General features: G+C 44.1%; 23 protein-coding genes. 4 read left to right on the top strand and 19 right to left on the bottom strand.

The features are described 5' to 3' along the window. Positions 1–252 precede the first annotated feature (252 nt). From ACMUMJ_RS15935 to ACMUMJ_RS15905, 7 genes are all read right to left on the bottom strand, one after another. Positions 253–1,308, bottom strand: coding sequence for a LacI family DNA-binding transcriptional regulator (locus tag ACMUMJ_RS15935; protein WP_414679839.1), 1,056 nt, complete (start codon positions 1,306–1,308; stop codon positions 253–255). A gap of 25 nt (positions 1,309–1,333) precedes the next feature. Beyond that, on the bottom strand, positions 1,334–2,953 hold the full coding sequence (locus ACMUMJ_RS15930; protein ID WP_414679838.1) for an alpha-glucosidase: 1,620 nt from the start codon (positions 2,951–2,953) through the stop codon (positions 1,334–1,336). A gap of 19 nt (positions 2,954–2,972) precedes the next feature. Beyond that, positions 2,973–4,070, bottom strand: a complete 1,098-nt coding sequence (locus ACMUMJ_RS15925; protein ID WP_414679837.1) for an ABC transporter ATP-binding protein — start codon at positions 4,068–4,070, stop codon at positions 2,973–2,975. Between the two features lie 111 nt (positions 4,071–4,181). Beyond that, the gene (locus tag ACMUMJ_RS15920; RefSeq protein WP_414679836.1) at positions 4,182–5,324 is read right to left on the bottom strand and encodes a carbohydrate ABC transporter permease; all 1,143 of its coding nucleotides are present in this window, start codon (positions 5,322–5,324) and stop codon (positions 4,182–4,184) included. Between the two features lie 2 nt (positions 5,325–5,326). Then, positions 5,327–6,337 carry a carbohydrate ABC transporter permease gene (locus ACMUMJ_RS15915; protein ID WP_414679835.1) on the bottom strand — a complete coding sequence of 337 codons (1,011 nt, stop codon included), beginning with the start codon at positions 6,335–6,337 and terminating at the stop codon, positions 5,327–5,329. Positions 6,338–6,551: 214 nt separating this feature from the next. After that, complete coding sequence (locus tag ACMUMJ_RS15910) at positions 6,552–7,919, bottom strand: ABC transporter substrate-binding protein (protein ID WP_414679834.1); 1,368 nt, start codon at positions 7,917–7,919, stop codon at positions 6,552–6,554. Between the two features lie 342 nt (positions 7,920–8,261). Beyond that, on the bottom strand, positions 8,262–9,323 hold the full coding sequence (locus ACMUMJ_RS15905) for a carbohydrate kinase family protein (protein WP_414679833.1): 1,062 nt from the start codon (positions 9,321–9,323) through the stop codon (positions 8,262–8,264). A 169-nt stretch (positions 9,324–9,492) separates the two neighbouring features. Between ACMUMJ_RS15905 and ACMUMJ_RS15900 the strand changes: the two genes are divergently transcribed. Continuing rightward, a complete protein-coding gene (locus ACMUMJ_RS15900; protein WP_414679832.1) occupies positions 9,493–10,242 on the top strand; it encodes a response regulator in 750 nt (249 codons plus the stop codon). After that, entirely contained in the window at positions 10,239–11,732 is a 1,494-nt protein-coding gene (locus ACMUMJ_RS15895; protein ID WP_414679831.1) for an ATP-binding protein, read from the top strand. Before ACMUMJ_RS15900 ends, ACMUMJ_RS15895 begins: the two co-directional genes overlap by 4 nt. Before the next feature lie 531 nt (positions 11,733–12,263). On the opposite strand, the gene ACMUMJ_RS15890 is transcribed toward ACMUMJ_RS15895, so the two are convergent. From ACMUMJ_RS15890 to ACMUMJ_RS15840, 11 genes are all read right to left on the bottom strand, one after another. Further along, the gene (locus ACMUMJ_RS15890) at positions 12,264–13,121 is read right to left on the bottom strand and encodes a D-amino acid aminotransferase (RefSeq protein WP_414679830.1); all 858 of its coding nucleotides are present in this window, start codon (positions 13,119–13,121) and stop codon (positions 12,264–12,266) included. A gap of 74 nt (positions 13,122–13,195) precedes the next feature. Next, on the bottom strand, positions 13,196–14,044 hold the full coding sequence (locus tag ACMUMJ_RS15885) for a DUF4392 domain-containing protein (RefSeq protein WP_414679829.1): 849 nt from the start codon (positions 14,042–14,044) through the stop codon (positions 13,196–13,198). A 50-nt stretch (positions 14,045–14,094) separates the two neighbouring features. Continuing rightward, on the bottom strand, positions 14,095–15,030 hold the full coding sequence (locus ACMUMJ_RS15880) for a 5-oxoprolinase subunit C family protein (protein ID WP_414679828.1): 936 nt from the start codon (positions 15,028–15,030) through the stop codon (positions 14,095–14,097). Beyond that, positions 15,027–15,719: a 5-oxoprolinase subunit PxpB gene (gene pxpB, locus ACMUMJ_RS15875; protein WP_414679827.1), complete on the bottom strand. Its 693-nt coding sequence runs from the start codon at positions 15,717–15,719 to the stop codon at positions 15,027–15,029. Before pxpB ends, ACMUMJ_RS15880 begins: the two co-directional genes overlap by 4 nt. Beyond that, positions 15,716–16,450: a 5-oxoprolinase subunit PxpA gene (locus ACMUMJ_RS15870; protein WP_414679826.1), complete on the bottom strand. Its 735-nt coding sequence runs from the start codon at positions 16,448–16,450 to the stop codon at positions 15,716–15,718. The genes pxpB and ACMUMJ_RS15870 overlap by 4 nt, the downstream gene beginning before the upstream one ends. Before the next feature lie 52 nt (positions 16,451–16,502). Continuing rightward, positions 16,503–17,312, bottom strand: a complete 810-nt coding sequence (locus ACMUMJ_RS15865; RefSeq protein ID WP_414679825.1) for a putative hydro-lyase — start codon at positions 17,310–17,312, stop codon at positions 16,503–16,505. Between the two features lie 213 nt (positions 17,313–17,525). Further along, positions 17,526–18,032: a winged helix DNA-binding protein gene (locus ACMUMJ_RS15860; protein WP_414679824.1), complete on the bottom strand. Its 507-nt coding sequence runs from the start codon at positions 18,030–18,032 to the stop codon at positions 17,526–17,528. A gap of 4 nt (positions 18,033–18,036) precedes the next feature. After that, entirely contained in the window at positions 18,037–19,344 is a 1,308-nt protein-coding gene (locus ACMUMJ_RS15855) for a TRAP transporter large permease (RefSeq protein ID WP_414679823.1), read from the bottom strand. Beyond that, entirely contained in the window at positions 19,344–19,877 is a 534-nt protein-coding gene (locus tag ACMUMJ_RS15850) for a TRAP transporter small permease (RefSeq protein WP_414679822.1), read from the bottom strand. Before ACMUMJ_RS15850 ends, ACMUMJ_RS15855 begins: the two co-directional genes overlap by 1 nt. Before the next feature lie 61 nt (positions 19,878–19,938). Beyond that, a complete protein-coding gene (locus ACMUMJ_RS15845; RefSeq protein ID WP_414679840.1) occupies positions 19,939–20,901 on the bottom strand; it encodes a TRAP transporter substrate-binding protein in 963 nt (320 codons plus the stop codon). 184 nt (positions 20,902–21,085) lie between these two features. Further along, on the bottom strand, positions 21,086–21,337 hold the full coding sequence (locus tag ACMUMJ_RS15840; RefSeq protein WP_414679821.1) for a hypothetical protein: 252 nt from the start codon (positions 21,335–21,337) through the stop codon (positions 21,086–21,088). Between the two features lie 42 nt (positions 21,338–21,379). On the opposite strand from ACMUMJ_RS15840, the gene ACMUMJ_RS15835 reads away from it, so the two are divergent. Beyond that, complete coding sequence (locus ACMUMJ_RS15835) at positions 21,380–22,234, top strand: AraC family transcriptional regulator (RefSeq protein ID WP_414679820.1); 855 nt, start codon at positions 21,380–21,382, stop codon at positions 22,232–22,234. 49 nt (positions 22,235–22,283) lie between these two features. Here ACMUMJ_RS15835 and ACMUMJ_RS15830 read toward each other — a convergent pair whose 3' ends face one another. Further along, complete coding sequence (locus tag ACMUMJ_RS15830) at positions 22,284–22,874, bottom strand: LysE family translocator (RefSeq protein ID WP_414679819.1); 591 nt, start codon at positions 22,872–22,874, stop codon at positions 22,284–22,286. A gap of 183 nt (positions 22,875–23,057) precedes the next feature. Between ACMUMJ_RS15830 and ACMUMJ_RS15825 the strand changes: the two genes are divergently transcribed. After that, on the top strand, positions 23,058–23,354 hold the full coding sequence (locus ACMUMJ_RS15825; protein WP_414679818.1) for a Dabb family protein: 297 nt from the start codon (positions 23,058–23,060) through the stop codon (positions 23,352–23,354). Positions 23,355–23,893 lie beyond the last annotated feature (539 nt).

Here is a 23,893-nt window from a genome sequence, read left to right as displayed (position 1 = left end):
AATCAAGGTAATAGAAACTTGGGGGGAGGATGTAAACATGAGAGATGACTCCTTGAGGAAAAGAAATCATCACTTTATGTGAATCGAAATTTGATTGTTATGTGTGGTTTGCTGGACGCTTACCAATGAAGACAGAAGCGTGTGCAATGACTTGAACAAGTGTGTCTATTCATTATGTCCTAGAGACATTATGACAACCAACGATTTTCATCCTATTAGCTGTAAAAAACCCACAAGATCATCAAGAGGACATTAAGGGCAACTTTCACCAATGAGTAAATCTGACTCCAACTCCACACTTTTTGCTTCTCTTAGCCCGAGAAACAATTCTGCGGCAACACAGCCTTTCTCAACACTTTGCTGATGAACCGTCGTGATAGAAGGATGTAAATTCGCCGCTTCCGGAATGCCATCAAATCCCACCACTTGCAAATCTTCAGGTACCCGAAACCCCATTTGCAACGCCACTTGAATCGCTGCAATCGCAATACGATCACTCATGCACAAAAGCAGTTTTGGCCGATCCATCATGCCCAAAGCTTCCCTTGCGGCTTGATACGCTTGTTGGTGTGTATTGGTTGGAATATTCCAAATGTTTTCAGGACTCACACTGTAACCATTCTCACTCAACGCATCCAAGTAACCATTCAGCCTTTGAACCGAAATAGATGCCGCTTTATCAAACAGCTCATCTTCTTGCATACGACACACACGACTGGTGCTTAATAGACTTAATCCTAAGATCGCTATTTTATCTGGCTTATGCCGCAAAGCATGTATTGTTACCGCTTTCGCTCCTTGATAGTTACCTACATTAACCGACGTACAACCATCAATAAATCCATCCACCGTAATCACATGCTTGTTCGGCATTAACCAAGGTGCGTTATGGCATTGCTGAGGTTTGTGCCCATATACAATAAAGCCATCCACCATAGAGGCCTGCATTCTGTGTTGCGCGTCTTGTTCTATCGGATTAGAAGAAAGCAGCAACATATTGTATTCATGGGTATCCAGCACATCGGCCATGCCTTTCAAAAACTGATTCGCTACAGGGTCACTGACGCTGTAGCTAAGTCGGTCTGAAAGCACAACACCAACTATGCCCGTGCGACCAGTACGCAAACTACGAGCTGCTGCGTTTGGTCCAAAGTAACCCATGCTTTCACATTCAGAAAGGATTTTGTCTCTCAAGGTCGCCGACAACTGATCAGGGCGATTAAACGCATTTGAAATAGTGGCCGTAGACACTTTCAGATTCTGCGCCACATCTTTTAATGTTAACTTGCGAGTCGTTTTGACTGTCATAAACGATGTCCTCTCTTCTGTATGTTTACTTCACACGCGCATAAAATGCTTGGTAAGCGGGCAATGTCAGCTTTTGGCCATCTAGCGTGCTGTTAAATCCATGTCCTTGCAACACATCGTCGATGTCTATTGGAATCGTGGCCTGTTGAAGATCCGCGGTCATATTAATAACCACCAACATACTTCTCCTGTCTATACGGCGGACATACGAAATAAGTTCATCATTAGCCACAGACACTTGCTCTAATTCCCCCTGAATTAATTCAGGTTGTTGTTGACGCCATTTCAGTAAGGTACGCACTTTGTGCAATAACGCATTTGGGCTGGCTTCTTGTTCCGCCACACTCAATACCAAATGTCGAGGATCAACAGGCAACCAAGGTTCTACTGTCGAAAACCCTCCATGAGTAGTGTTTTCCCACACCATAGGTGTACGGCAACCATCACGACCTTTAAACACCGGCCATAGAGGAATCCCATAAGGATCTTGAATTCGCTCAAAAGGCACATCAGCTTCTGGCAGACCCAGCTCTTCCCCTTGATACAAACACACACTGCCACGTAATGAAGTGATCAATGCCATAGCCACCAAAGGATACGCCACTGGGTCTTCGTTTTCTCCCCATCGTGTTGCAGCTCTCACTACATCATGATTAGACAATGCCCAACAAGGCCAGCCATCGCCCACAATGTTTTGCATATTCGCCAATACAGAACGAATGTAAGAAGGTGTGTGCGGCGTATTCAATAAATCAAACGTGTACGCCATGTGGAGCTTATCGCCACCCGAGGTGTACTCTGCCATACGCTCTAAGGGGTTATCGTCACCGATCTCCCCTACCGTGGTGGTACCAGGGAATTCATCCATTAACACCCTTAATTCTTGTAAGAAGGTTAAGTTTTCAGGGCGACTTAAATCATACACATGTTTTTGGTAGGTATAAGGGTTATCGTGCGGTGCGCCCATGGTTTTAGGTTCACCTGGCAACACTGGAGGATTGTCTTCCAAACCTTGGCTATGATAGAAAAAATTCACCGTGTCTAAACGGAAGCCATCCACACCCAATTCCAACCAAAAACGCATGTTATCAAGCTGCTGATGGCGCACTTCGTCGTTATGAAAGTTAATATCAGGCTGACTGGTTAAAAAGTTGTGTAAATAATATTGTAGTCGACGACTGTCCCATTGCCACGCACTGCCACCAAAAATAGACAACCAATTATTCGGTGGTGAGCCATCAGGCTTAGGATCAGCCCATACGAACCAATCCGCTTTTTCGTTGGTTTTATTCTGACGGCTCTCTTCAAACCATGGGTGTTGATCCGACGTGTGGCTTAATACTTGATCGATCATCACTTTAAGATCGAGTTCATGGGCCTTTTTAACCAGCGCCTTAAAATCGTCCAAAGACCCAAACATAGGGTCGATATCACGATAATCAGACACATCGTAACCAAAATCTTTCATTGGGGATGTAAAAATAGGTGACAACCAAATGGCGTCTACCCCTAGAGAAGCCACATAATCCAGCTTCGATGCGATGCCAGCCAAATCCCCCACACCATCACCACTTTCATCCATAAAACTGCGTGGATAAATCTGATAAATAATGCCACCTTTCCACCAATTTAACTGGGTTTTCATAGCCAATTCTCTCCAATAATCACAATGTGTTTCGATAGGTCAAACCTGCCGTATCAAATAGGTGCATTTTTTCAGGTACAGTTGATAATTTTACTCGGCTGCCTCGTTTGAAATGAGACGTACCCGATAATTTACAAATCACCATGTCAGGGCAACCTTCAACATTAACGTACAGCAATGTCGCTTCCCCTAAGGATTCAATAAACGCAATGTCACCTTCTACAAGGTAATCCTCGCACGTTGCAACGGACAAATCCTCTGGACGCACACCAAAACTCACTGCGGTATTAATGTCTCTATCGGGGGTTTTAATCGGCACAATGACGTCATCTTGTGATGGGAATTCCAATCGAGATTGTTCGCCTGTCTGAGTCAGTTTTGCAGGCAGAATATTCATCGCAGGGGAGCCAATAAATTTTGCGACAAAGACATTACGAGGGTTTTCATACAATTCAAGCGGTGGGCCAACCTGTTCTATATTGCCCGCAGACAATAAAACGATTTTATCTGCCAAGGTCATGGCTTCAATCTGATCATGGGTCACATAAATCATGGTCGATTCAGGCATGCTTTCTTTTAGATTCGCGATTTCCATACGAGTCGCCACACGCAACGCGGCATCTAGGTTGGACAAGGGCTCATCAAAAAGAAACACTTTAGGCTTACGAACAATGGCACGACCAATTGCCACACGCTGACGCTGACCACCCGACAAGGCTTTCGGTAAGCGATCAAGATAGTCCGTCAGTTGCAACATATCTGCCGCTTTACGAACTTGAGTGTCAATGTCTTTACGGCTGACTTTGGCAATTTGTAAACTAAACGCCATATTGTCGTACACACTCATGTGTGGGTAGAGTGCATAACTTTGAAACACCATCGCAATACCACGCATCGCCGGTGGTATGTCATTCACCAATTGACCGTCAATCTCCAACGTACCACCAGAGATTCCCTCTAAACCTGAGATTATTCTGAGCAGAGTCGATTTACCACAGCCAGAGGGGCCAACAAACACAATAAACTCACCTTGTTTAATGTCTAAATTGATGTCGCGTAAGACTTCCACATTGTTGTTATAGACTTTCTTAATATTTGTTAATTTTAAATCTGCCATTTTTTGCCTCTAAAACATGCTTAATGCACCCAGTTCTCCGTCTTAAACAAGGAAAAATGGGGGTTCACTCCATTATTTGCTTCGGGTTATTTATTCATTTATTTGTTGAATCTATTTTACCGACCCAGTTAACAAACCTCTGACCAAAAAGCGCTGCAAGCCAAAGAAAACACACAAAGGAATAATAATGGTGATAAATGCGGATGCCGTCAGAATCTCCCAATTGCCACCACGAGAGCCCAATAGTTCACGCAATTGCCCTGTTAATACCAACTCATCAGCGGAATTTCCCAAGAACACCATGGCAATCAATAAATCGTTCCAAACCCATAAGAATTGAAATATCGCGAACGACGCCAAAGCTGGAAACGACAAAGGCAGAATGATTTTACGGAAAATATCAAAATCCGTTGCCCCATCCACACGCGCTGATTCGATGATTTCTCTCGGCAAGCTGGCAATGTAATTGCGCAATAAATAAATCGCCAAAGGCAAACCAAACCCCGTATGCGCTAACCAAATCCCGATATACCCTTTGGAACCAACACCAAAGATGCTGCCAATAAAGCTATAACTTTTTAACAGAGGAATCAGAGACATTTGCAAAGGCACCACAAGTAACCCAACCACGGTAGCGATCAATAATGCCCGCCCAGGGAACTGCATCCATGCCAACGCATACGCCGCAAAAGCCGCCACCAAGATGGGGATAATTGTAGCGGGGATCGTCACCGTTAATGAATTAATAAAAGATTTGCCCAAGCCTTCTGCACTTAATACTTCACGGTAATTGTCTAACGTGAACCGTGGCGCTATCTCGGCCGTATAGAAAATACGCTTGCCCCGCCCTTTAAACACTTTTGGAGACGTCATCACATAATCACCGTTTTCTAATACGGTTAAGGTCAGCCCTTTTTTCAACTCGGCGGTAGAGCCTGCAACAAACGCTTCAGGCTTTAATGAACTGGAGCCAAATAAGGTAATTACTCCTGACTTACCCTCTTCAAAGACATTGCCCTTTAAAACATAGTGTCCGTTTTCCTGAATGGGTTCTTTCGGGATCGTTGTGCGACTAACCAAGCGTTGTTCAGACACAGACAGCGCCGTCCACCAGCCAGACACAGACAGTTGATCTTTATCTCGGATGGAAGAAATAAACAATCCAGCCGTTGGAATTGTCCAGATCACCACTAGGAAAAGTACGGATATGTGCACCAACCACGTTAATGGGGAACGTTTAGATGATTGAATCATAATTAACGACCCTCCATTTCAGCGTTTGCACGACGTATATTCCAGACCATAATGGGTACCACTAACACCATAATAACAATCGCAACAACCGCCCCTCGGCCAAAGTCACCACCGCCTCGGAACATCCAGTCAAACATTTGGTTCGCCAACACTTGCGTCCCCCACTGCCCGTTGGTCATCGCTAACACCACATCAAATACCTTCAGCACCAGAATCGTTATGGTTGTCCACACCACAGCAATGGTTCCCCAAATCTGTGGCACCATAATTTTATAAAAGATCTGAAAACCATTCGCGCCATCCAATATCGCCGCTTCAATAGTTTCATCTGGAATGCCCCGCAGCGCTGCCGATAAAATCACCATGGCAAATCCCGTCTGAATCCAGATCAAAATGATCATCAAAAAGAAATTGTTCCAAAAGTCCAACGTAATCCATTGTTGAGGGTCACCACCAAAAAACACCACGACCGCGTTCAACAAGCCAATTTGCGGGTCACCGCCACTTCTGAAATCGTAAATGAACTTCCAAATAACCGACGCACCAATAAAGGAAATGGCCATCGGCATAAAAATAAGACTTTTAGCAATGTTTCCCCACCAAATGCGATCTGTCATCACCGCAATGATTAACCCAAAAAACGTTGCCGCCGTAGGCACAACAACCAACCACAACATGTTGTTTTTAAATGCCTGATGAAACTCATCGCTATTAAAAAGCCAAGCGTAATTTGCAAGGCCAACAAACTCTTCCCCAGAACGTCCAAAGAAAGACAAGCGAAACGATTCCACCACGGGATACACAAGATAAAAACCCAGAGAAAACAATGCAGGGCCTAAAAACAGCCAAGGTCGGATGTAACTGGTAATGCGTAGATTACGTGCCACGATCTGATAAGGACGATTCTTAGAAGGGAAAAATTTATCTAAAAGAAAGTTTGAACCGTAAAAATACGCGGCACAGCCCAGAACCCCGAAAATAACGATCACTAAAGCTAAGGCTAACTGACCCATGAATGCTCCTGCTGAACGTTGCTATTTAACGATTAAAATGACGTTTAACATTACGCCTTAAAATTCACCGCTCAAATAGCATCAGATTAAATAAAGCGGTCGATTATCCTTAATCTATCGATTGAAACTCGTCAACCGTGTCCTGACATCCCGCTAATAATTAGATAGGAACGACGCATTCGTAACCGTAATGCGTTACGAATGCGTTAAAGTGCTACTTAATCGCATCCCAAGATTTCTGGATGTCTTTCGCCACTTTGGTTGCGTCTTTGCCGCCAGTGTAATCGACCATGCCCGTCCAGAAAGCACCAGAGCCAATTTTACCCGGCATCAAATCCGATGCATCAAAACGGAAGGTCGTTGCATAGCGCAAGATCTCACCTTGTTTTTTCGCTGCCTCTGAAGAATACAACTCAGGATTGGCCTTTACGTGAGCTGAGATAAAGCCCGTCTGTGCCATCCATAATTCATGGGCAATCGGTGATCGGATGAAATCAATAAAAGAACGTGCGCCTTTAGAATCATTGGTGATACTCACAAGCGTACCGCCACCTAAGACAGGGTTACCTAATGATTTGGATTCATAAGCAGGGAAGTAAAAGAAGTCTGCATCCACACCCAGCTTCGTTCCTTCTGGGAAGAAAGCCGGAACAAATGACGCTTGACGATGTAAATAACATTTTGCTGGAGACGCAAACAAACCTTTAGGGCTATCACGGAAATCCGTCGAAGAAACTGCTGCCGCACCACCGTCAACATATTGGTCATTACGTGCAAACCAACCAAACTCTTCAATGGCTGCAATCACTTTAGGATCATCAAATGAAATGTCATTACTCACCCATTGATCATACACACTGGCAGGTTGCGTGCGTAACATCAGGTCTTCCACCCAATCGGTAGCAGGCCAGCCTGTCGCCGCACCGGAACCCAGACCAATACACCACGGCGTTCCACCATCGTCCACAATTTGTTGTGTCAGTGCTTTCAATTCTTCCATGCTTTCTGGTACGTCGTAGCCCGCATCATCGAAATTATCAGGAGAGTACCAAACTAAAGATTTCAGATCCGCACGGTAAAAAACACCGTAGAAGTTCTTCTCGCCTTTGCTATCTTTAAATGTCGCTAGATCAACCCAAGATTGGCCTGCGGCGTAATCTGTCACCACGCCTTGCTTGACGTCATCGCCTAATGCAGCAACAAAACCTTTGGCCGCCAAATCAGATGCCAAACCCGGCTGAGGGAAAATAGACACGTTTGGTGCGCTGCCCGCTTGAGCATCGATGACAATTTGTTGTTCAAAAGAATCTGATCCAGCGTATTCTACTTCGGCACCGGTTGCGGCTTCAAAGTACGCAATCACGTTATCAAAGTGCTCTTTTTCTGATCCCAACCAAGGGCCAAAAACAGAAACCTTCTCACCTTTTAAGTCGATTGATTTAAGCGCATCATAGCTGGACCAACTAAAGCGAGCGTCGTCGCCGGGTTGAAAAATTAAGTCGGCCGCTTGAGCACTGGATAGGGTTAAGGCACTTGCAGAAAGCGCTATCGCGACTGCCGTTGAAAGAATTGATTTGTTCATTGCCACTCCTTTTATCGGAAATACTGACTGATTCAGCGTTTCCTTATTTTTATTATTAACAAAATTATGGGCACATCTTAATATATCTAGAAGGATTAAGAAGCTCCTGAAATTATTGTCAAAGGCATGGTGTTTTTCAACAGAGAGGCACTCTTAATATTTACTTAATTTAGAACGTTTTTTAATCAAGGTTGAGCAAGGTAAGACGCAAGAGAAAAGACGAAAAATGACCAAGAAAGAAACCCGCCTCAAATCAATAGGTAAAGCTCGCAGATAACGCGAAGCGTAAGAAAGGGAAAGTAAATCGCTCTCTGCTCTCACCCGCTTTTCATAAAAACGGCTTTACGCCAGTTTAAAAGAACGTAACATCGCTTCCGCTTCGTCTTTTGACGGCAAAGAAGGGTAAGCACCCAGCTTGGTGACCGCACTGGCACCACAAGCAACTGAGAATTCAACCGCACCGTGCAGTTCCTCTTGAGTCATCAAGGCAACCGTTGTTTCGCCCGCAATTTCCGATAAACGAAATAACAAACCGCCAACAAACGCATCACCTGCCGCTGTCGTGTCTTTTACCGATACCTTCGGCGTTGCCACTTCCCCAGTAATACCACTGGAATGGAAATAACGCACCGAATTCGCGCCATCCGTTAAGACAAACAAGCTAACACCTTTTTCTAATGACGCTTGAATCAAGGCCATTGGGTCATCAGACAATTCCGCCAACTCTTCCATGCTGGCTTTCACAACATCAGCGGCTTGGAACCAATCTAGCACACGTTCAACATCCACACCCTGTTCAGGCCATAGGTTAGCACGCAGGTTAATATCGGCACTGACAATCCAGCCCGCTAGCTTCGCCAATTTCACGCCAATGTTAGTCGCCTTAGTAATAGACTCATCGGTTAGGGTATTAGAACAAGTGTGGAACACACCTTTGGACGCATAAAACCATTCAGATAAAAAGTCTTCAGGGCGGAACAACATGTCAGCCGATGGATTGCGATAAAACTCAAAGCTGCGCTCACCGGTTTCGTCCAAGCTTACAAACGCCAACGCGGTTTTTGCCGAGCTGGTCATCAACAACGCATTGGTATTAACGCCGTACTCATTTAACGACTCTTTCAAAAAATGGCCAAATGAGTCATTGCCCACTTGCCCAACAAAATGGCTATTACCGCCCAATCGCGCCACAGCAACGGCTACGTTAGCGGGTGCGCCGCCTGGGTATTTCGCAAAGGTTTGAACCTCATCGACACTCGTATTCTGTGCTAAAAAATCAATCAGCGCTTCACCAAAAGACATCACTTTCGCTAAAGATTGCTCTTCTCTCTGCGCTATTTCCGCCGTATCACTTGCAGCCTCTTGAATAGACCCAGCTTGAATAGATAAGGTTGTATCAGACATAATGATTTCCTGAAAGTTAAATACACGGAAGTATGGCCGCACCAAACAATTAAATCAATCTAATGTATTTAAGGTTTTTTTCTCTACTCCCTATCATTTAGGTATAGTAGAGCAAAAGTATAAATTTTTTATTGAATTCAGAATAATAAAATGAATAAAGAGAATGATAATGAGCAAAGCAAGGCGCATTTTTGTTGTAGATGACGACGATGACATCCGCTGTTTACTAAAAACCTATCTAGAGAAACATCAGTTTTACGTTGAAACAGCAGAATCCGGTGAAGTGTTTTTAGACGCCTTTGCCGCCAATTCGGATTTTGATCTTATCATTTTGGACATTATGCTGCCGGGAGAAGACGGTTTCTCTATTTGTCGTCAGCTACGCACCAGCTCCTACGTCCCCGTGATTATGCTGACCGCCAACTCCGATGAGATGGACCGCATCATAGGTTTAGAAATTGGGGCCGACGATTACCTAGCCAAGCCCTTTAATCCCCGTGAACTCTTAGCGCGAATGAAAGCCATTCTACGGCGCATGGATCATATTGATCCAGCCACTACCGACAAGAATAAAACCCACACAATTTTCACCTTCGCGGGGTTCTCGATGAACACCGTTTCTCGTGAATTGACCAATCCAAGCGGTGTAACGGATTCTCTAACAGGAGCCGATTACAACCTGCTTACCTTGTTTTTAAATAACCCAGGCAAAGTACTTTCCCGTGATCAAATTGCCGAGACAACAAGAGGCCGAGACAGCTCCCCATTAGACCGCTTTATCGATGTGCATATCAGCCGTTTACGTCAACGTCTTGGGGAGGATGCCCGTCACCCACAGATGATCAAAACCATTCGCGGCGCAGGTTACATCCTTACCGTCGATGTGCAGATAACCCAAAGCAACTCGAATCAATCATGATGGCGGTCATGCGCTCAAAGATGCAAAAACTGCTCCAATCTCTGTCAGGGCAAATTCTCATTGTCATGACAGTGGGCGTGGCCTTGGCCCAGTTCATCAGCTCCAGCATTTGGCTTAAACAATTAGACGCCGATGCAGAGCAAAACGTGCGTGAAGTTTCCCAGCCGATGGCATTTCGTGTCGCCGCCACCATCAGTTACTTTTCCTCTTTGCCAAAAAGTTACCGCCACATCGTCATTGACCAACTGCAAGACATGGGCGGCACACGGTTTTTTGTGACGGTCAACAAAGAAGAAATCATCATCAATGATTTGCCCGACTCACCACTAAAAGACATCGTCATTCAAGAGTTCCGTCATACACTGTCAAAACAACTGGGCATCACCAACCCTCAAATTGCCTTTTCTAGCCCCGACGATTTGCACGTCATTAGCAATGAAATAAAATTGGTGGATTTACCTGAACGCTGGGGTCATCACAGTTTGTTAGTCAAACCCTTAACGCCGCCTATTTTGGTGATTCAAATCCCAATTAACAATGACGAATGGCTGTACCTCGCTACCCTAATGCCCGACCCTTATTTCCTTGAAGGTGCCTCGCCCATTTCCGCCGAACGCTTATTTTCCCTTGCAGCGTCTATTATTACCGTGTTGATTCTCAGCCTTTTGGTCATCCGCCGTGTAACTCGACCTTTGGCCACGCTGGCAAAAGCCGCTGAACAATTTGGCCAAGGCGATTGGCGTCCACTGCAAGAGATCGGCAGTACCGAAGTACGCAATACCGCCCATGCGTTTAATGACATGCAAACCCGTTTACAACGCTATTTAAATGACAGAGAGCGTTTATTTGCCTCCATCTCCCACGATCTCAAAACCCCCATCACTCGTCTGCGATTACGCGCTGAAATGCTCGATGAAGACAACGTGCGTGACGCCATGATTCGGGATCTAGAAGACCTAGACATGTTGGTAAAAGGCGCACTGCAAAGTGTCAAAGAAACCGATATTCACGAGAACCGTGTGGAAGTAAACATTCAAAATATGTTGCTGGACATGCAATCCAGTGCCGAATTGGCGAAGAAAAGCATTCAAATACACGGGGTACTGCAATCCCCCTACATCGGCAAACCTTTTGCCATCAAGCGTTGCCTTGGTAACTTAATCGACAACGCCCTCTTCTACGGCAAATCCGCCAAGGTCTACATAGACGACAATGAAGAACGGCTCTGTATTCGCATCCAAGACGAAGGCCCTGGTATCCCACAAGACAAACTCGATAAAGTATTCCAACCCTACACTCGACTGGGACTAGACCACAGCATGCATCCAAGCGGCATGGGGCTCGGCCTCAGCATCGCCCGCAACATCGCCCGCGCCCACGGTGGGGAAGTGATTTTACGCAACTTAGACAGCTTGGTAGATACCGCCTCAGACGCCCCTGTAGAGCAAAGAGCAGGATTAGAAGCAGTTATCACTTTGCCCAGACATTAAACAGACATTAAACAGACATTTAGCGCTCACTCAACTCAGCTTTGCACGTCGTCATTTAGGCCAGTTCAATACCCGGTAAGACAAAAGGCTCAACGACGTCAAGCATAGGAATCCCCTCACCTGTTAGTCGATTTGCTATGAAGTTGAATCTGCTTATCTTCTAAAAAATGGTTTATCATCGTTTCAATCAGAAAAACACCCTATCATCGTGTAAGGAACATGTCCGTATGAATAGTACGAAGACTGACTTCATCCTTGAGAAGGGGCTGAGCTATTCCTGATCAGGAGAATATGCATCTTGAACTCAGGAAAGACCTGGGCCCAATGGGGTATCGAAATCAAACCTTAGTAACCGCTTAAAAATGAGTCCAAGTTTATCGGGCCACTTCATAAGGAGCAAAAACACACAGTACGATAGGCGTAAAAAGACAGAGGAAAATTAAATCAAAACACCATGAAATAGGCACAGTGCTTTTGTAGGGAATCACGAACAAAAAGAATGAAGAGGCGACTCTCCATTCTCTGCCGTCTTTAATAGTTATGTTTGAACTGAGTATACAACTTGAACGCCGCTTCCCAAACGGCACCGACTTCACCATTACCCACGCTTTTACCATCAATAGTCGTGACAGGAGTAAGCTCTTTGCTTGCGCTGGTTACCCAAATTTCATCGGCATTAAATACTTCTTCCATAGACACATTACGAACTTCAACCGGGATAGAACCGTCTTTTTCTAAAATGTCTAAAATGATTTTACGGGTAATGCCTGACAAAATTTGATTGTCTTGAACGGGTGTAATTACTACTCCATCTTTCACAATAAAGACATTGGATGAGCTGGCTTCCGTTAAGAAATTGTCTTCGTTATACAACAACATTTCATCGTTACCACTTGCATAGCCTTCTTGGAAATGCATTACATTGCCCAACAACGCGGTGGATTTAATTTGGCAACGCTTCCAACGCATGTCTTGTGTGGTAGCCACAGAGAAGCCTTTGGCCGTACTGGCGTTCGCTTCTACCGCAGGTTTAATTGGGTTCGCCATTGCAAAAATGGTTGGCTCAACACCTTCCGGGTAAGCATGGTAACGCTTAACGTCTGCACCGCGGCTTACTTGCAAGTAAATGCCTAGATTACCGCCTCCATTCTTTTCAATCAGCTGATTGATTAAATCCGTCCACTCTTCAAGAGACTTGTTGCATTCAATACCAATCGCCGATAGACCATTAAACATGCGCTGCATATGTGGTGCTAAACCTACTGTTTTGCCCTCATACGCGGGAATGACTTCATAAATGCCATCACCAAATAAAAAACCTCGATCCAAAGGGGAAATTTTTGCATCCTCAATTGGCATAAATGCGCCATTTAAATAAACAGTGTTCATTGTTTCCTCCACATACAATAGCAATCAAAAATTAATAATAGCTTACAGCCTATTAGGTGCCTTTCGACACATCATTACGACACATCAAAACCAGACAATTTACGTAACTGTAAAATCAACGCATCACCAACAGAGGAATCTAAACCATCTTCTGTTAATTGGTTTAAGCGCGTTACTCCGTCAACACTGCCCAATTTAGAGAGGTATTGTAGGGTTTGAGTCGGGTTAAACTCCGCCAACAAATCACGTTTGGCTAAATACCCCATTAACGTAATCAAGCCGTACCCCCCCCAGTTCGATACATCGGCAACAATCAATTCGTCACAAGTCGTTGCTGAGGCAACGATATCCAGCGTTTCCAGTGCCTCGACAACATTGCCCATGCCGATCTCGTTGCCACCGTCGCCAATGGCAATCGTAGGGCAACTGGCTTGGCGCATAAACGTATCAAAACACGCAGTACGCGCACTGATGTCTTCACCACGCATATTGTAATAATTGCCGTCTTGCGCTTGCCCTGGTCGTTCTATCGACAACACAACACTGGGTTGTAAATCGTCCAGTACGGCGCGTGCTTCTTGTTCTTGATAATCGTGCTTGCCGACTTCAATTTCGACAATTCGGTAATCGTCTCTTAATGCTTTTGATAGCGGTGCTCCGCATACAATGTATGGCATTGAGCCAACCGCTTCCAGTGCCTGATACAATGCAATGGCTCCCAATGGTCCATCGGTTTCAAAAGTATCTGTAACGGGAAAGCCAGTACCAATCAGAGCCACGCCTTTTGCACTGAATAAAGTTTTTGCTGCGCGTGCGCAATAACCTGCTTTCAACGTTGAACGCACACTCGCCATACCTCGAAGGTTTTTTGCTACTAACGCGTCTTCAATAGCAATACTCATCGATTCTAATACACCAGACATACCTTCTCCGATCTTCTTATGGAAACCAATACATCACTTTCAACCCTAGGTTAAAGTGACAATAACTCAATATTTGCTTCTCTACGACGCGCCAATACATTAATGGCATGCGCTTCTTCTGTTGTGACGGCATAGAACGTCAGTGTCTTGCCTTGGGTCATCTGTGCCAAACGGGCGGTGTCTCGCGCCATAACAGAGCCCAGTTTGGGATAACCCCCAATTGTCTGTCGATCATTCAACAAAACGATTGGCTGTCCATCAGGCGGCATCTGAATTGCGCCATGACAAATCCCTTCCGATAACATACTGGTAACGCTGGATTTGCATATCGGGCCCGTTAAGCGGTAGCCCATACGGTCCATGCGCTCACTGACGGTATATTCACCGTTAAAGAAACGTGCTTTATCAAGATCACTAAAACTGTTTGTTTGATACCCCAACACCACATTCAATGGTGTGGTATCGGTATAATCAGGCCGATCCGCTTCTGGCATTTTTAAGCGTGTTTTTAGTGGCAACGTCGATAACGTTAGCTGATCTTCTTTCGCCAGTGGTTTACCTGATTTTGTTGACAATCCCCCTAATCCTTCGCGTACGACGGTGGCAGTACTACCAAATTGCGCCTCCAACTGAATACCGCCGAGTACCGCAAGATAAATACGGCAACCTTCGGTCGCAAAACCCAATTTTAAAACATCACCTGCTGCAATGTTCAGCGTTTCCCACATAGGTACGGCGTTACCATTCAGCTTGGCATCCACTTTTGCGCCCGTAATCGCAATTTGCGTTGACTCAGTGAATTCCGTAGAAAAGCCGCCAATGCTGATTTCAATCGCGCTGTCATTGTATTGATTGTGACAAAGGCGATTCGCCCAACGAAAGGCAAAAGGGTCCATTGGGCCACCCACGGTCAAACCGATACGATGCTGTCCGATGCGCCCTGCATCTTGTAATAGGGCTAACACACCTGGTTGCAGAATCTTCATAGTTCACCCCCTAGCGCAAGATATTCCGCTTTATCTATGGCGTAAAACTCAACGTTGTCGCCCACTTCAACGGGCATACAAGGCGCTGTATTTGCATCAAACATCGGCGTTGGGCACAAACCAATGAGATTCCAACCACCAGGAGACACCGAGGGGTACACCGCCGTTTGTCTATCAGCAATGGCAACAGCCCCCCTGGGCACGGCTTTGCGCGGTGTTGATTTTCTTGGTGCAGCAATTCTAGGATCAACTTCCCCTAGAAAAGCAAAACCCGGTGCAAATCCAATCGCAAACACTTGATAAGCTTGCGCTTGGTGAATCTCAATCACTTCGTCTACCGATAAATTGGCGTTTTCAGCCAATTCCGCTAAATCAGGCCCCACATCGAGACCATAGTACACAGGTAATCTAACCACTCTTACTGTCTTCTCAGCGCCACTTTGAGCACCCGTTTGCATACGTTGATTGATTTCGTAACGCATTCCATAAACGTCAAACACATCGTCATCATAGACAACCAGCAACGACGCATAAGATGGAATCAAATCAATAATGCCTTTGCCCACCAAACCTTCCAGTGCCTGAGTCGCTTCAGACACATCGGCAGCGGATTGTTCGCTCGCGGTCTCTGCAAAATATAGAATCAGCGCGTTTTCACCTGCGACGTCTATTCTCATTGAAGCATTCATTTCGCCAGCATCTCCCTAATCGCCTCGATTGAACGCACGCCCGCTTCGTTATCACCATGAACACATAGAGTGTCCACATCTAAGGTTAACTCGTGTCCACTGACCGTCGTTACTGTGCTTTTATCAACCAGTTGTTGTACTTGGGCAAGCATTTTTTCTTTGGTGTGTACCGCACCCTCTTCAGCACGAGACAACAACTTGCCATCATCGGCATAACAACGATCTGCAAAGGCTTCAAACGCCACTTCAAGACCCAATTTTTCGGCTTCGGCTCTGTGGATTTTCGATTGCGGTGTGGCTTGCAATACCAAGCGGATTGGACGGAAATAACTGGCAACGGCTTGCATGATGTTGCTGCGTACAAATTCGTCGGCCATCATGTCGTTATACAGAGCACCGTGTGGTTTTACATAGGTCATTTCTAACTCTTGGCTACGCGCCATACCATCCAAAGCGGATACTTGATACAGCACTAAGCTTTGAATTTCTTCGGCTGAACATTTCATACTGCGACGGCCAAAACCAACAAGATCTGGATAACCAGGATGCGCACCCACTTCCACACCATTTTCAGCGGCCAACGCCAGTGTTTTTGTCATCCACAATGGGTCACCAGCATGAAAACCACACGCAATGTTTGCTTGATCAATATGACGCATCGCCATGCTGTCTAGACCCATTTTCCAAGATCCAAAGCTCTCGCCTAAATCGCAATTTAATTTCATTGTCATTATGCTGTCCTCTCACCGTATTCTAAAAAGTGCATCAGTGCGATAAATCGCGTTATAAAATAGCCAGTTGGCTATTGCGCATATCCGTTACCAACATACACCCAGGGCTGTGGGTGATACAAAATGGTGGTTTCGCTTGTTCCAATGCAACTTGAGGCGTGACGCCACATGCCCAAAAGACAGGCACTTCGCCTTCTTTTATAGTGACAGCATTACCAAAGTCTGGAGAGGAAATATCTTGAATCCCAATGGCTTCAGGATTACCAAAATGTAATGGTGCACCGTGAACCGAAGGGAATCGGGTACAAATCTGTATTGCTCGAATCGCATCTTTTGGCAACATTGGTCGCATACTAACGACGGTTGTTCCAGAGAATGGCCCTGCTGGACGGCATTCAATGTTAGTGCGATACATAGGCACGTTCACGCCTTCTGTGATGTTTCGCACTTCTAAACCATCAGCAAGAAGCGGTTCTTCAAAAGAAAAAGAACACCCCAAAACGAAGGTTACGAGATCATCCTGCCAAATGTTCGAGATGTCGTGTACTTCGTCGACAAAAACGCCATCACGAAACACCTTGTAACTCGGTACATCCGTACGAATATCAACGTCTTCACCTACAGAAGAAATCATAAAGTCGCCCGGTTTATCGGACATGCCAACAATTGGGCAAGGTTTTGGATTCATTTGGCAAAATTTTAAAAAGTCATCCGCCCACTTTTTCGGCAGAATAACAATGTTGCCTTGAACATAGCCCGATGAAACACCGGAAGTATTGGTTTTCCACTGACCAAAGCGAATTTTCTCACGCACTTGAGCAGGTGTTAGATATTCTGTAGGAGTCGTATTCTCGATCGACATAAACACACCTCAATACCGTATTTTCAAATTAAACCATCTATATTCTGATTATTCTAGAATGAGACGATAACTTGGTTGTATATTCTTTATATCAAATTAATTAAAGATGATTAAACCTAATATAGACAAAATCGAAGTTTATTATTTCAAAAAAAGGCCACCCAGAATTGGGTAACCTTCTCGTTATTGCACTTCCTCCCTAAAAATAGAAACCTACAAAGAAGCGGCTTCTCTAGAAGCTTGATCGTATAAGCCAGATAACGCCCGTAAATGCTCAGCAATCTCTGTTAACCTTTCGGATGGGATATTGAAACTTTTGAGAGAATCGACCAAACAATCCTCTCGCACTTCACGATAACGTTTGCAAAAAAACTGCCCTTCTTCACTCGTTTTGTAAAACATTTCCTTACCCACTTTTTCACCTTGAATTAACTTGCGCTTAAGCAGTTTTTTCACGGAGTAATTTACCGTGTGAACATCTTCAACATTAAGAACAAAGCAAATATCCGCTAAACATTTCGAACGTTCTCTATGGTTAATATGATGCACCACTAAGATGTCTAATGGCGCCAAACCCACAACCCCACAGGTTTTAGCACAGTGCATCATCCAACGATTAAACGCACTGTTTGCAATAATAATCCCAAATTCGAACTCACTTAAAGACGCACCTTTTTCTGATACAAGGTGAGACGAAGAAACAATTATTTTATCTGGCATACACTCAACTTCCAGTCATATGATTTGGTAGAAAGGTTACTATTTGAGGGAACCAAGTAATCAATACTACAGCAAACAAGATCAGTAAGAAGAAAGGCAGCGCGGCCCGAGCCACATAAAGAATGTCTTTCCCTGTGAGAGCCTGAATAACAAACAAATTGAACCCCACCGGCGGTGTGATCTGCGACATTTCCACCACAAGTACGATATAGATACCAAACCACAACAAATCAATCCCAGCTTGTTGAACCATTGGTAATACTACCGCTGTAGTTAAAACAACCACGGAGATCCCATCTAAGAAACAACCTAGCACCACAAATAAAACCGTTAGGTAAAGCAGCAGTTCAACGGGTGATAGGCTCATTTCAGAAATCCAAAATGCCAACGATTTTGGAATACCTAAGAAGCCCATTGCCAACGTTAGGAAATGAGCACCAACCAGAATAAGACCAATCATACAAGAGCTCTTAACCGCCCCTTGCAAACTTTCTAAGAAGCTTTTTCGAGTCAACGCTTTCGATACTAGAGCCAGAAACAATGCACCAATAACACCTAATGCTGCCGCTTCTGTTGGGGTTGTTAAGCCGCCGTAAATAGAACCTAGAACAAAAACAATCAGACCCACAATCGGGAACAGCTTTTGTAAGGCTAGAATTTTATCTTTGGCGCTGATTTTGTCTTCTGAGCTTTTTGGTAGTTCATCTTTGTTTAACAATGCCCAAAATACGGTATAACCCATAAATAAAGACACCAGTAGCAAGCCCGGTAATGCGCCCGCAATAAACAAACGACCAATCGATACTTCCGCCGCCACACCGTACACAATCAATATGATTGACGGTGGAATCAATAACCCCAACGTACCTGAACCAGCCAATGTACCCACAGCCATACGCTCACTGTAACCACGCGCTTTAAGCTCTGGCAAGGTCATTCGACCAATGGTTGCCGCCGTCGCAGCAGACGAACCAGAAACCGCCGCAAAGATCCCGCAACTTAAGACGTTCACGTGTAATAAACGCCCGGGTAAGCCACTTAATAAAGGCGACAGCCCTTTAAATAAGTCTTCCGATAACCGAGTTCTGAAGAGAATCTCACCCATCCAAATAAACAATGGCAAAGCGGTTAATGACCATGAAGTACTCGCGCCCCATGTTGACGTTGCGAACAACAGGCCAATTTGATCATTCCCTGATAGCAACAAACCAATAACACCGACACCAACAAGAGACAGTGCGACCCAAAAGCCTGAAGCTAACATAAGAAGCAAAGCAACCGCCAATACGGTTGATAGCATAATGGTGTCCATTAATTATCTCCCCCTAAACCCGACTCTAAATCGAGCTCGTCTTCTTGTTTTAAGTAGTTTGGTGTTTTTCCTGCTAGCACCCAAACAAAATCATCTGCAATGGCAATGGTAAACATCACCATACCTAACGCGACGGGAACCTGAGGTATCCAGATAGGGACAGGGATATAACCATAGGACACTTCTTCAAAGACATAAGACTCCCATGCTAGATGAATCGTATAAAACGACATAAATAGGGTTAGAGCCAATGCAACAAGAAGAATGCTTAGCTCTTGGAACCGTCTCGCTTTTTCTGGCAAAAACTTAATCGCTAAACTAACGCGAATATGTCCCCCTTCACGGAAAGTGTATGCCAATCCAAAGAAGGTCGCGGCGGCCAAACTGAATCCTGAGAAATCTTCAACAGACGGAACAATAAAGCCAAATAATCGCCCAATAACTTGAGCAACAATTAATAAGGTAATCAGAAGGATGCAGAAACCGGAGAGGTAGCCAGAAGCTAGGTACATATTGTTTAAAAATTTACGCATAACAAAACCTTTTTAGAGTGGGTCATCAACGACAAGCGCACGTTGATGACCTTTTACAGAGTTATTTTTTGTAATTGTCTATCAAAGTTTTGATTTCTGGGCCGGATTCAGCCAACCATTCGGCTTCCATTGTTGCACCAATCACTGACAATTCGTTAAGAAGTTCAGTTGATGGTTGCGTTACAACAATGCCGTTATCCATCAAGGTTTGAGTATCTTTCTTCGCTTGATCACGAACGATCTCCCAACCTTTTGTTTCTGCATTTGCTGCTGCATCTAAAATCACTTGCTGTGTCGCTTTATCCAAGCGTTTAAATGCACGTGTATTCACAACAACCACGTTTTTAGGAATCCATGCTTGAATGTCCGTATAGTGCTTCACATAATCCCATGCTTGACCATTAGCACCTGTAGAAGGCGATGTGATCATGGCATCGATAATGCCTGTGCTAAATGCTTGTGGAATCTCTGGCACTTGGATGGTTGTTGGCGTTGTACCCATTAAATCAGCCAGACGAGAAGTAGACGGGCTATACGCTCGCATTCTTAACCCACCTAAATCCGCTAACGAGTTTACTGGCTCTTTACTATAAAGGCTCTGAGCAGGCCATGCTACAGCGTACAATAAAGTCATGCCTTCTTTGTTAAGCTGTTTGTTCATTTCTGGTTTTGCAGCATCCCATAATTTTTGTGCGTCGTCATAGTTCGTCGCTAAAAAAGGAATGTTGTCGTGTTTAAATACTGGATGAGTATTTCCCATAATACCGATAAACACTTCACCCATTTGTACTTGGCCCGTTCTCACTGCACGAGGAATTTCAGGGTGCTTAACAAGAGACGCTCCAGAGTGAACGGTAATGTCTAATTCGCCCTTCGTATTGGTTTTAATTTCTTCGGCAAATTGGTGGGCAACTTTAGTAGGATGATTTGCATCACCATATGGCGTCGGCATATGCCACTGAGCAGCCTGCACGGTTGTTAACAAACTACCCATCAAAATTGAACCCGTCACAATATTTTTCATCAACATTTTTCATTCTCCACTTTTTTTATTATTGACTCAGTTTGCAGATGCTCTACATAACCAAAATCAATTATTAAACGACTTATCAACAATACGCCAGTGTTTTGTTAACATTTTAATATAAAGCAATATTAAGACCAATAGAGATTAAAACCAACAAAATTTATATTGTCAGTGAAATCATCTAGTCAACTTCAATAAGCGTAATTCGATTAACTTGAATGTACAGCTTTATCGACACATAGTTTTTAAAAATTACTTTTTCTTTTTTCACTATTTGCACAGTAAAAATGCCAAATTCAAACAAGCCCTTATCAGAACGCACATGGATGGTGCAAGAGTAAAATCGATGATTTACGCCTTTAGAAAGCGGATTTACTATCAAAAAAGCTTGAAAGTGACCCAATGACAGTCTGGAAAACTCAGCGTAATTCATGACATACTGCTAACATAATAATCGACTGATTAGGCCACTGCTATGACCCCTTCTACTCATCCGCTATTTTGGCGAGACTCGAGTCTTCCTTTTGTTGAATTAAGGCAGGTTTTAGTCGGGCAAAACGTCAGCTACGCAACGCACTCCCATAAAGAATGGTCGATCGGGGCCATATTAGGTGGTGAGAGTGAATTCCTCTGTGCCAAACGTCAATACTCTGTAAAATGTGGTGACATTGTGATGATGGACCCAGAGGTCGCCCATGCATGCAATCCATTACCAGATTCACCTTGGGCTTATTATATGATTCATATTGATGTGGATTGGTTGGTGAACGTTTTACATTCGACAGAGATTATCAAAAACAAGCACTTTCAACCAACGAATGTGGATACTCTTACATCACTTACCTTATATAACGGACTTATCGATTTAGCCCAAACCCTGATGCACAATACTCGTCAGATCTCGAACGAGGAAAAAGAAGCGCGGCTTAAAACGTATTTAATTGAACTTTTCCAACACTTATACGGTCAAGAAACATTATCCACAGTCAAAGCGGTTGCAAATAACTCATCCACAACCACCTTTTTAGACATTGCCACTTACTTGGATACACATTATTTAGAAGACATATCTATCGAACAACTAAGTCATCAATTTAATCTCAGTACCAGCTACCTTATTCGATCCTTCAAGCAGCATTTTAATATGTCCCCCCATGCGTATCGCATAAATCAACGGGTGCTTCATGGGCAACGTGCACTGAAGAGCGGCCTTCCAATTACAGACGTCGCCCATGAAGTTGGCTTCAATGACCAAGCCCATTTCCAAAGAGCATTCAAACAAAGAGTCGCTGCCACTCCTAAGCAGTATATAAATACAAAAACTCTGTAAGTAAGCACAAACTCACAAAATAAAAGTAAGCACCCACTACCCACAAAAACTATATAATTAGATACACACCACTTCCCGCTAAAAGCAATGCCAATACCTTATTCAGCACTCTCATTGCTTTAGCATTTTGAATAAATTGACCCAACACAACCCCAGCACCGACCCAAACACTGAGTGAAAGACCACATATAATAAAATATAGACCTGCGAACACCATTAGCTCATTTACATTTGACTCAGGTATGTAAGAAGCAATGCCTGCCAGTGAAGCTAACCACGCCTTCGGATTAAGCCATTGCATATATGCCCCTGTCATAAACGTTGGAGCCCGTGCAGTATCGCCCACCTCAATCTCGCCATTGTCCCTAAACAGCTGATAACTCAAATTCAACAAAAAAGCCACACCAGCCCACTGCAACACCTGCGTGATCATGGGCAGAAATTCAAGCACGTAGTGCAACCCAGCACCAATTAATACAAACAACAGAATAAAACCCACCGTTGCTCCCAATACAAACCGCAACCCAATAAAAGCACCATAACGTGCACCACTGCCAATACACACAAGGTTAACCGGGCCGGGAGACAGAGAAGCCGCCAAAGAAAATAACGACATAGAAATAAGTAAAGATAAAGTCATTGATATACATCCAAAACAATAAATGAACGCTCACTATTGCAATAGCCCATTCTAAAGTATTGAATAAAATTGACCTTCGCCATGCTTATTGCGACACTCTCACAGTGACAGTTTCACAGCAACGCCCTAACTGTAGAAACTTCATACTCACTTTATTAAAATTCACATAATGAAGGAATGCCCGTGCTTAGACACATTTTGTTAATTCAATTTACCAATACCACACGTGAGGAAGACATCCTTGATATTTTCAATGTATTCCACTCAGTACAGAAAAAAATACCCGGCATTAAAGCCATCACATGTGGTCTAAACAACAGCCCAGAAGGACTAAACAAAAACTTCACTCATTGCATCACCATGGATTTCATCGACAACGCGGCAAGAGATGTCTATCTACCACACCCGGATCATGAAGAACTGAAGCAACAATTTGTGCCTATGATTAAAGACATCGTTGTGTTTGATTACAGTCTATAAAAATCACATCACCTCTACTATTAAAGAATTACAATGAGGGTGAGCATTTATATCTTGCTTTCCCTAATCGTCTTTATTTCGTTCTTCTGGCAAATCGGTTAAATACTAAGCCCCCCATAGCACTCTAGTAAACACACTTATTGGGACAGTGTGATTTTCATAAAGCGACTGCGTCAATATTTCTAGGAGGTCTTGATGCACTGTCTTGAAATTCAATTAAAGTTCAATCTCTGAACCAAAAAAAACCCTGACAGGGTAACCTATCAGGGCTTTCTAATTGAAACTTGACGACGACCTCGTTCCCTTCATAAAGAGCCACATGGCGAATGCCACACTACCATCGGCGATGACCATTTTCCACTAAACACGGAAGGAAGTTGGTTAGAGTTTGGAAATACAGCAAACTGCTATGGACCCACTTTATGGGACGGTACTGAACTGTCTTGAAATTCAATTGACGTTCAATCTCTGAACCAAAAAAAACCCTGACAGGGTCACCTATCAGGGCTTTCTAATTGAAACTTGACGACGACCTACTC

It is taken from the genome of Marinomonas phycocola, from assembly GCF_047525455.1.
GTDB lineage: Bacteria > Pseudomonadota > Gammaproteobacteria > Pseudomonadales > Marinomonadaceae > Marinomonas.
Note: the sequence above shows the minus strand (reverse complement) of the source record. Positions and strands in the feature narration are given on the sequence as shown.

Coding starts and splice junctions, on each gene's coding strand:
- ACMUMJ_RS15935 (WP_414679839.1), bottom strand. CDS start 1,308: ATGACAGTCAAAACGACTCGCAAGTTAACATTAAAAGATGTGGCGCAG.
- ACMUMJ_RS15930 (WP_414679838.1), bottom strand. CDS start 2,953: ATGAAAACCCAGTTAAATTGGTGGAAAGGTGGCATTATTTATCAGATT.
- ACMUMJ_RS15925 (WP_414679837.1), bottom strand. CDS start 4,070: ATGGCAGATTTAAAATTAACAAATATTAAGAAAGTCTATAACAACAAT.
- ACMUMJ_RS15920 (WP_414679836.1), bottom strand. CDS start 5,324: ATGATTCAATCATCTAAACGTTCCCCATTAACGTGGTTGGTGCACATA.
- ACMUMJ_RS15915 (WP_414679835.1), bottom strand. CDS start 6,337: ATGGGTCAGTTAGCCTTAGCTTTAGTGATCGTTATTTTCGGGGTTCTG.
- ACMUMJ_RS15910 (WP_414679834.1), bottom strand. CDS start 7,919: ATGAACAAATCAATTCTTTCAACGGCAGTCGCGATAGCGCTTTCTGCA.
- ACMUMJ_RS15905 (WP_414679833.1), bottom strand. CDS start 9,323: ATGTCTGATACAACCTTATCTATTCAAGCTGGGTCTATTCAAGAGGCT.
- ACMUMJ_RS15900 (WP_414679832.1), top strand. CDS start 9,493: ATGAGCAAAGCAAGGCGCATTTTTGTTGTAGATGACGACGATGACATC.
- ACMUMJ_RS15895 (WP_414679831.1), top strand. CDS start 10,239: ATGATGGCGGTCATGCGCTCAAAGATGCAAAAACTGCTCCAATCTCTG.
- ACMUMJ_RS15890 (WP_414679830.1), bottom strand. CDS start 13,121: ATGAACACTGTTTATTTAAATGGCGCATTTATGCCAATTGAGGATGCA.
- ACMUMJ_RS15885 (WP_414679829.1), bottom strand. CDS start 14,044: ATGTCTGGTGTATTAGAATCGATGAGTATTGCTATTGAAGACGCGTTA.
- ACMUMJ_RS15880 (WP_414679828.1), bottom strand. CDS start 15,030: ATGAAGATTCTGCAACCAGGTGTGTTAGCCCTATTACAAGATGCAGGG.
- pxpB (WP_414679827.1), bottom strand. CDS start 15,719: ATGAATGCTTCAATGAGAATAGACGTCGCAGGTGAAAACGCGCTGATT.
- ACMUMJ_RS15870 (WP_414679826.1), bottom strand. CDS start 16,450: ATGACAATGAAATTAAATTGCGATTTAGGCGAGAGCTTTGGATCTTGG.
- ACMUMJ_RS15865 (WP_414679825.1), bottom strand. CDS start 17,312: ATGTCGATCGAGAATACGACTCCTACAGAATATCTAACACCTGCTCAA.
- ACMUMJ_RS15860 (WP_414679824.1), bottom strand. CDS start 18,032: ATGCCAGATAAAATAATTGTTTCTTCGTCTCACCTTGTATCAGAAAAA.
- ACMUMJ_RS15855 (WP_414679823.1), bottom strand. CDS start 19,344: ATGGACACCATTATGCTATCAACCGTATTGGCGGTTGCTTTGCTTCTT.
- ACMUMJ_RS15850 (WP_414679822.1), bottom strand. CDS start 19,877: ATGCGTAAATTTTTAAACAATATGTACCTAGCTTCTGGCTACCTCTCC.
- ACMUMJ_RS15845 (WP_414679840.1), bottom strand. CDS start 20,901: ATGAAAAATATTGTGACGGGTTCAATTTTGATGGGTAGTTTGTTAACA.
- ACMUMJ_RS15840 (WP_414679821.1), bottom strand. CDS start 21,337: ATGAATTACGCTGAGTTTTCCAGACTGTCATTGGGTCACTTTCAAGCT.
- ACMUMJ_RS15835 (WP_414679820.1), top strand. CDS start 21,380: ATGACCCCTTCTACTCATCCGCTATTTTGGCGAGACTCGAGTCTTCCT.
- ACMUMJ_RS15830 (WP_414679819.1), bottom strand. CDS start 22,874: ATGACTTTATCTTTACTTATTTCTATGTCGTTATTTTCTTTGGCGGCT.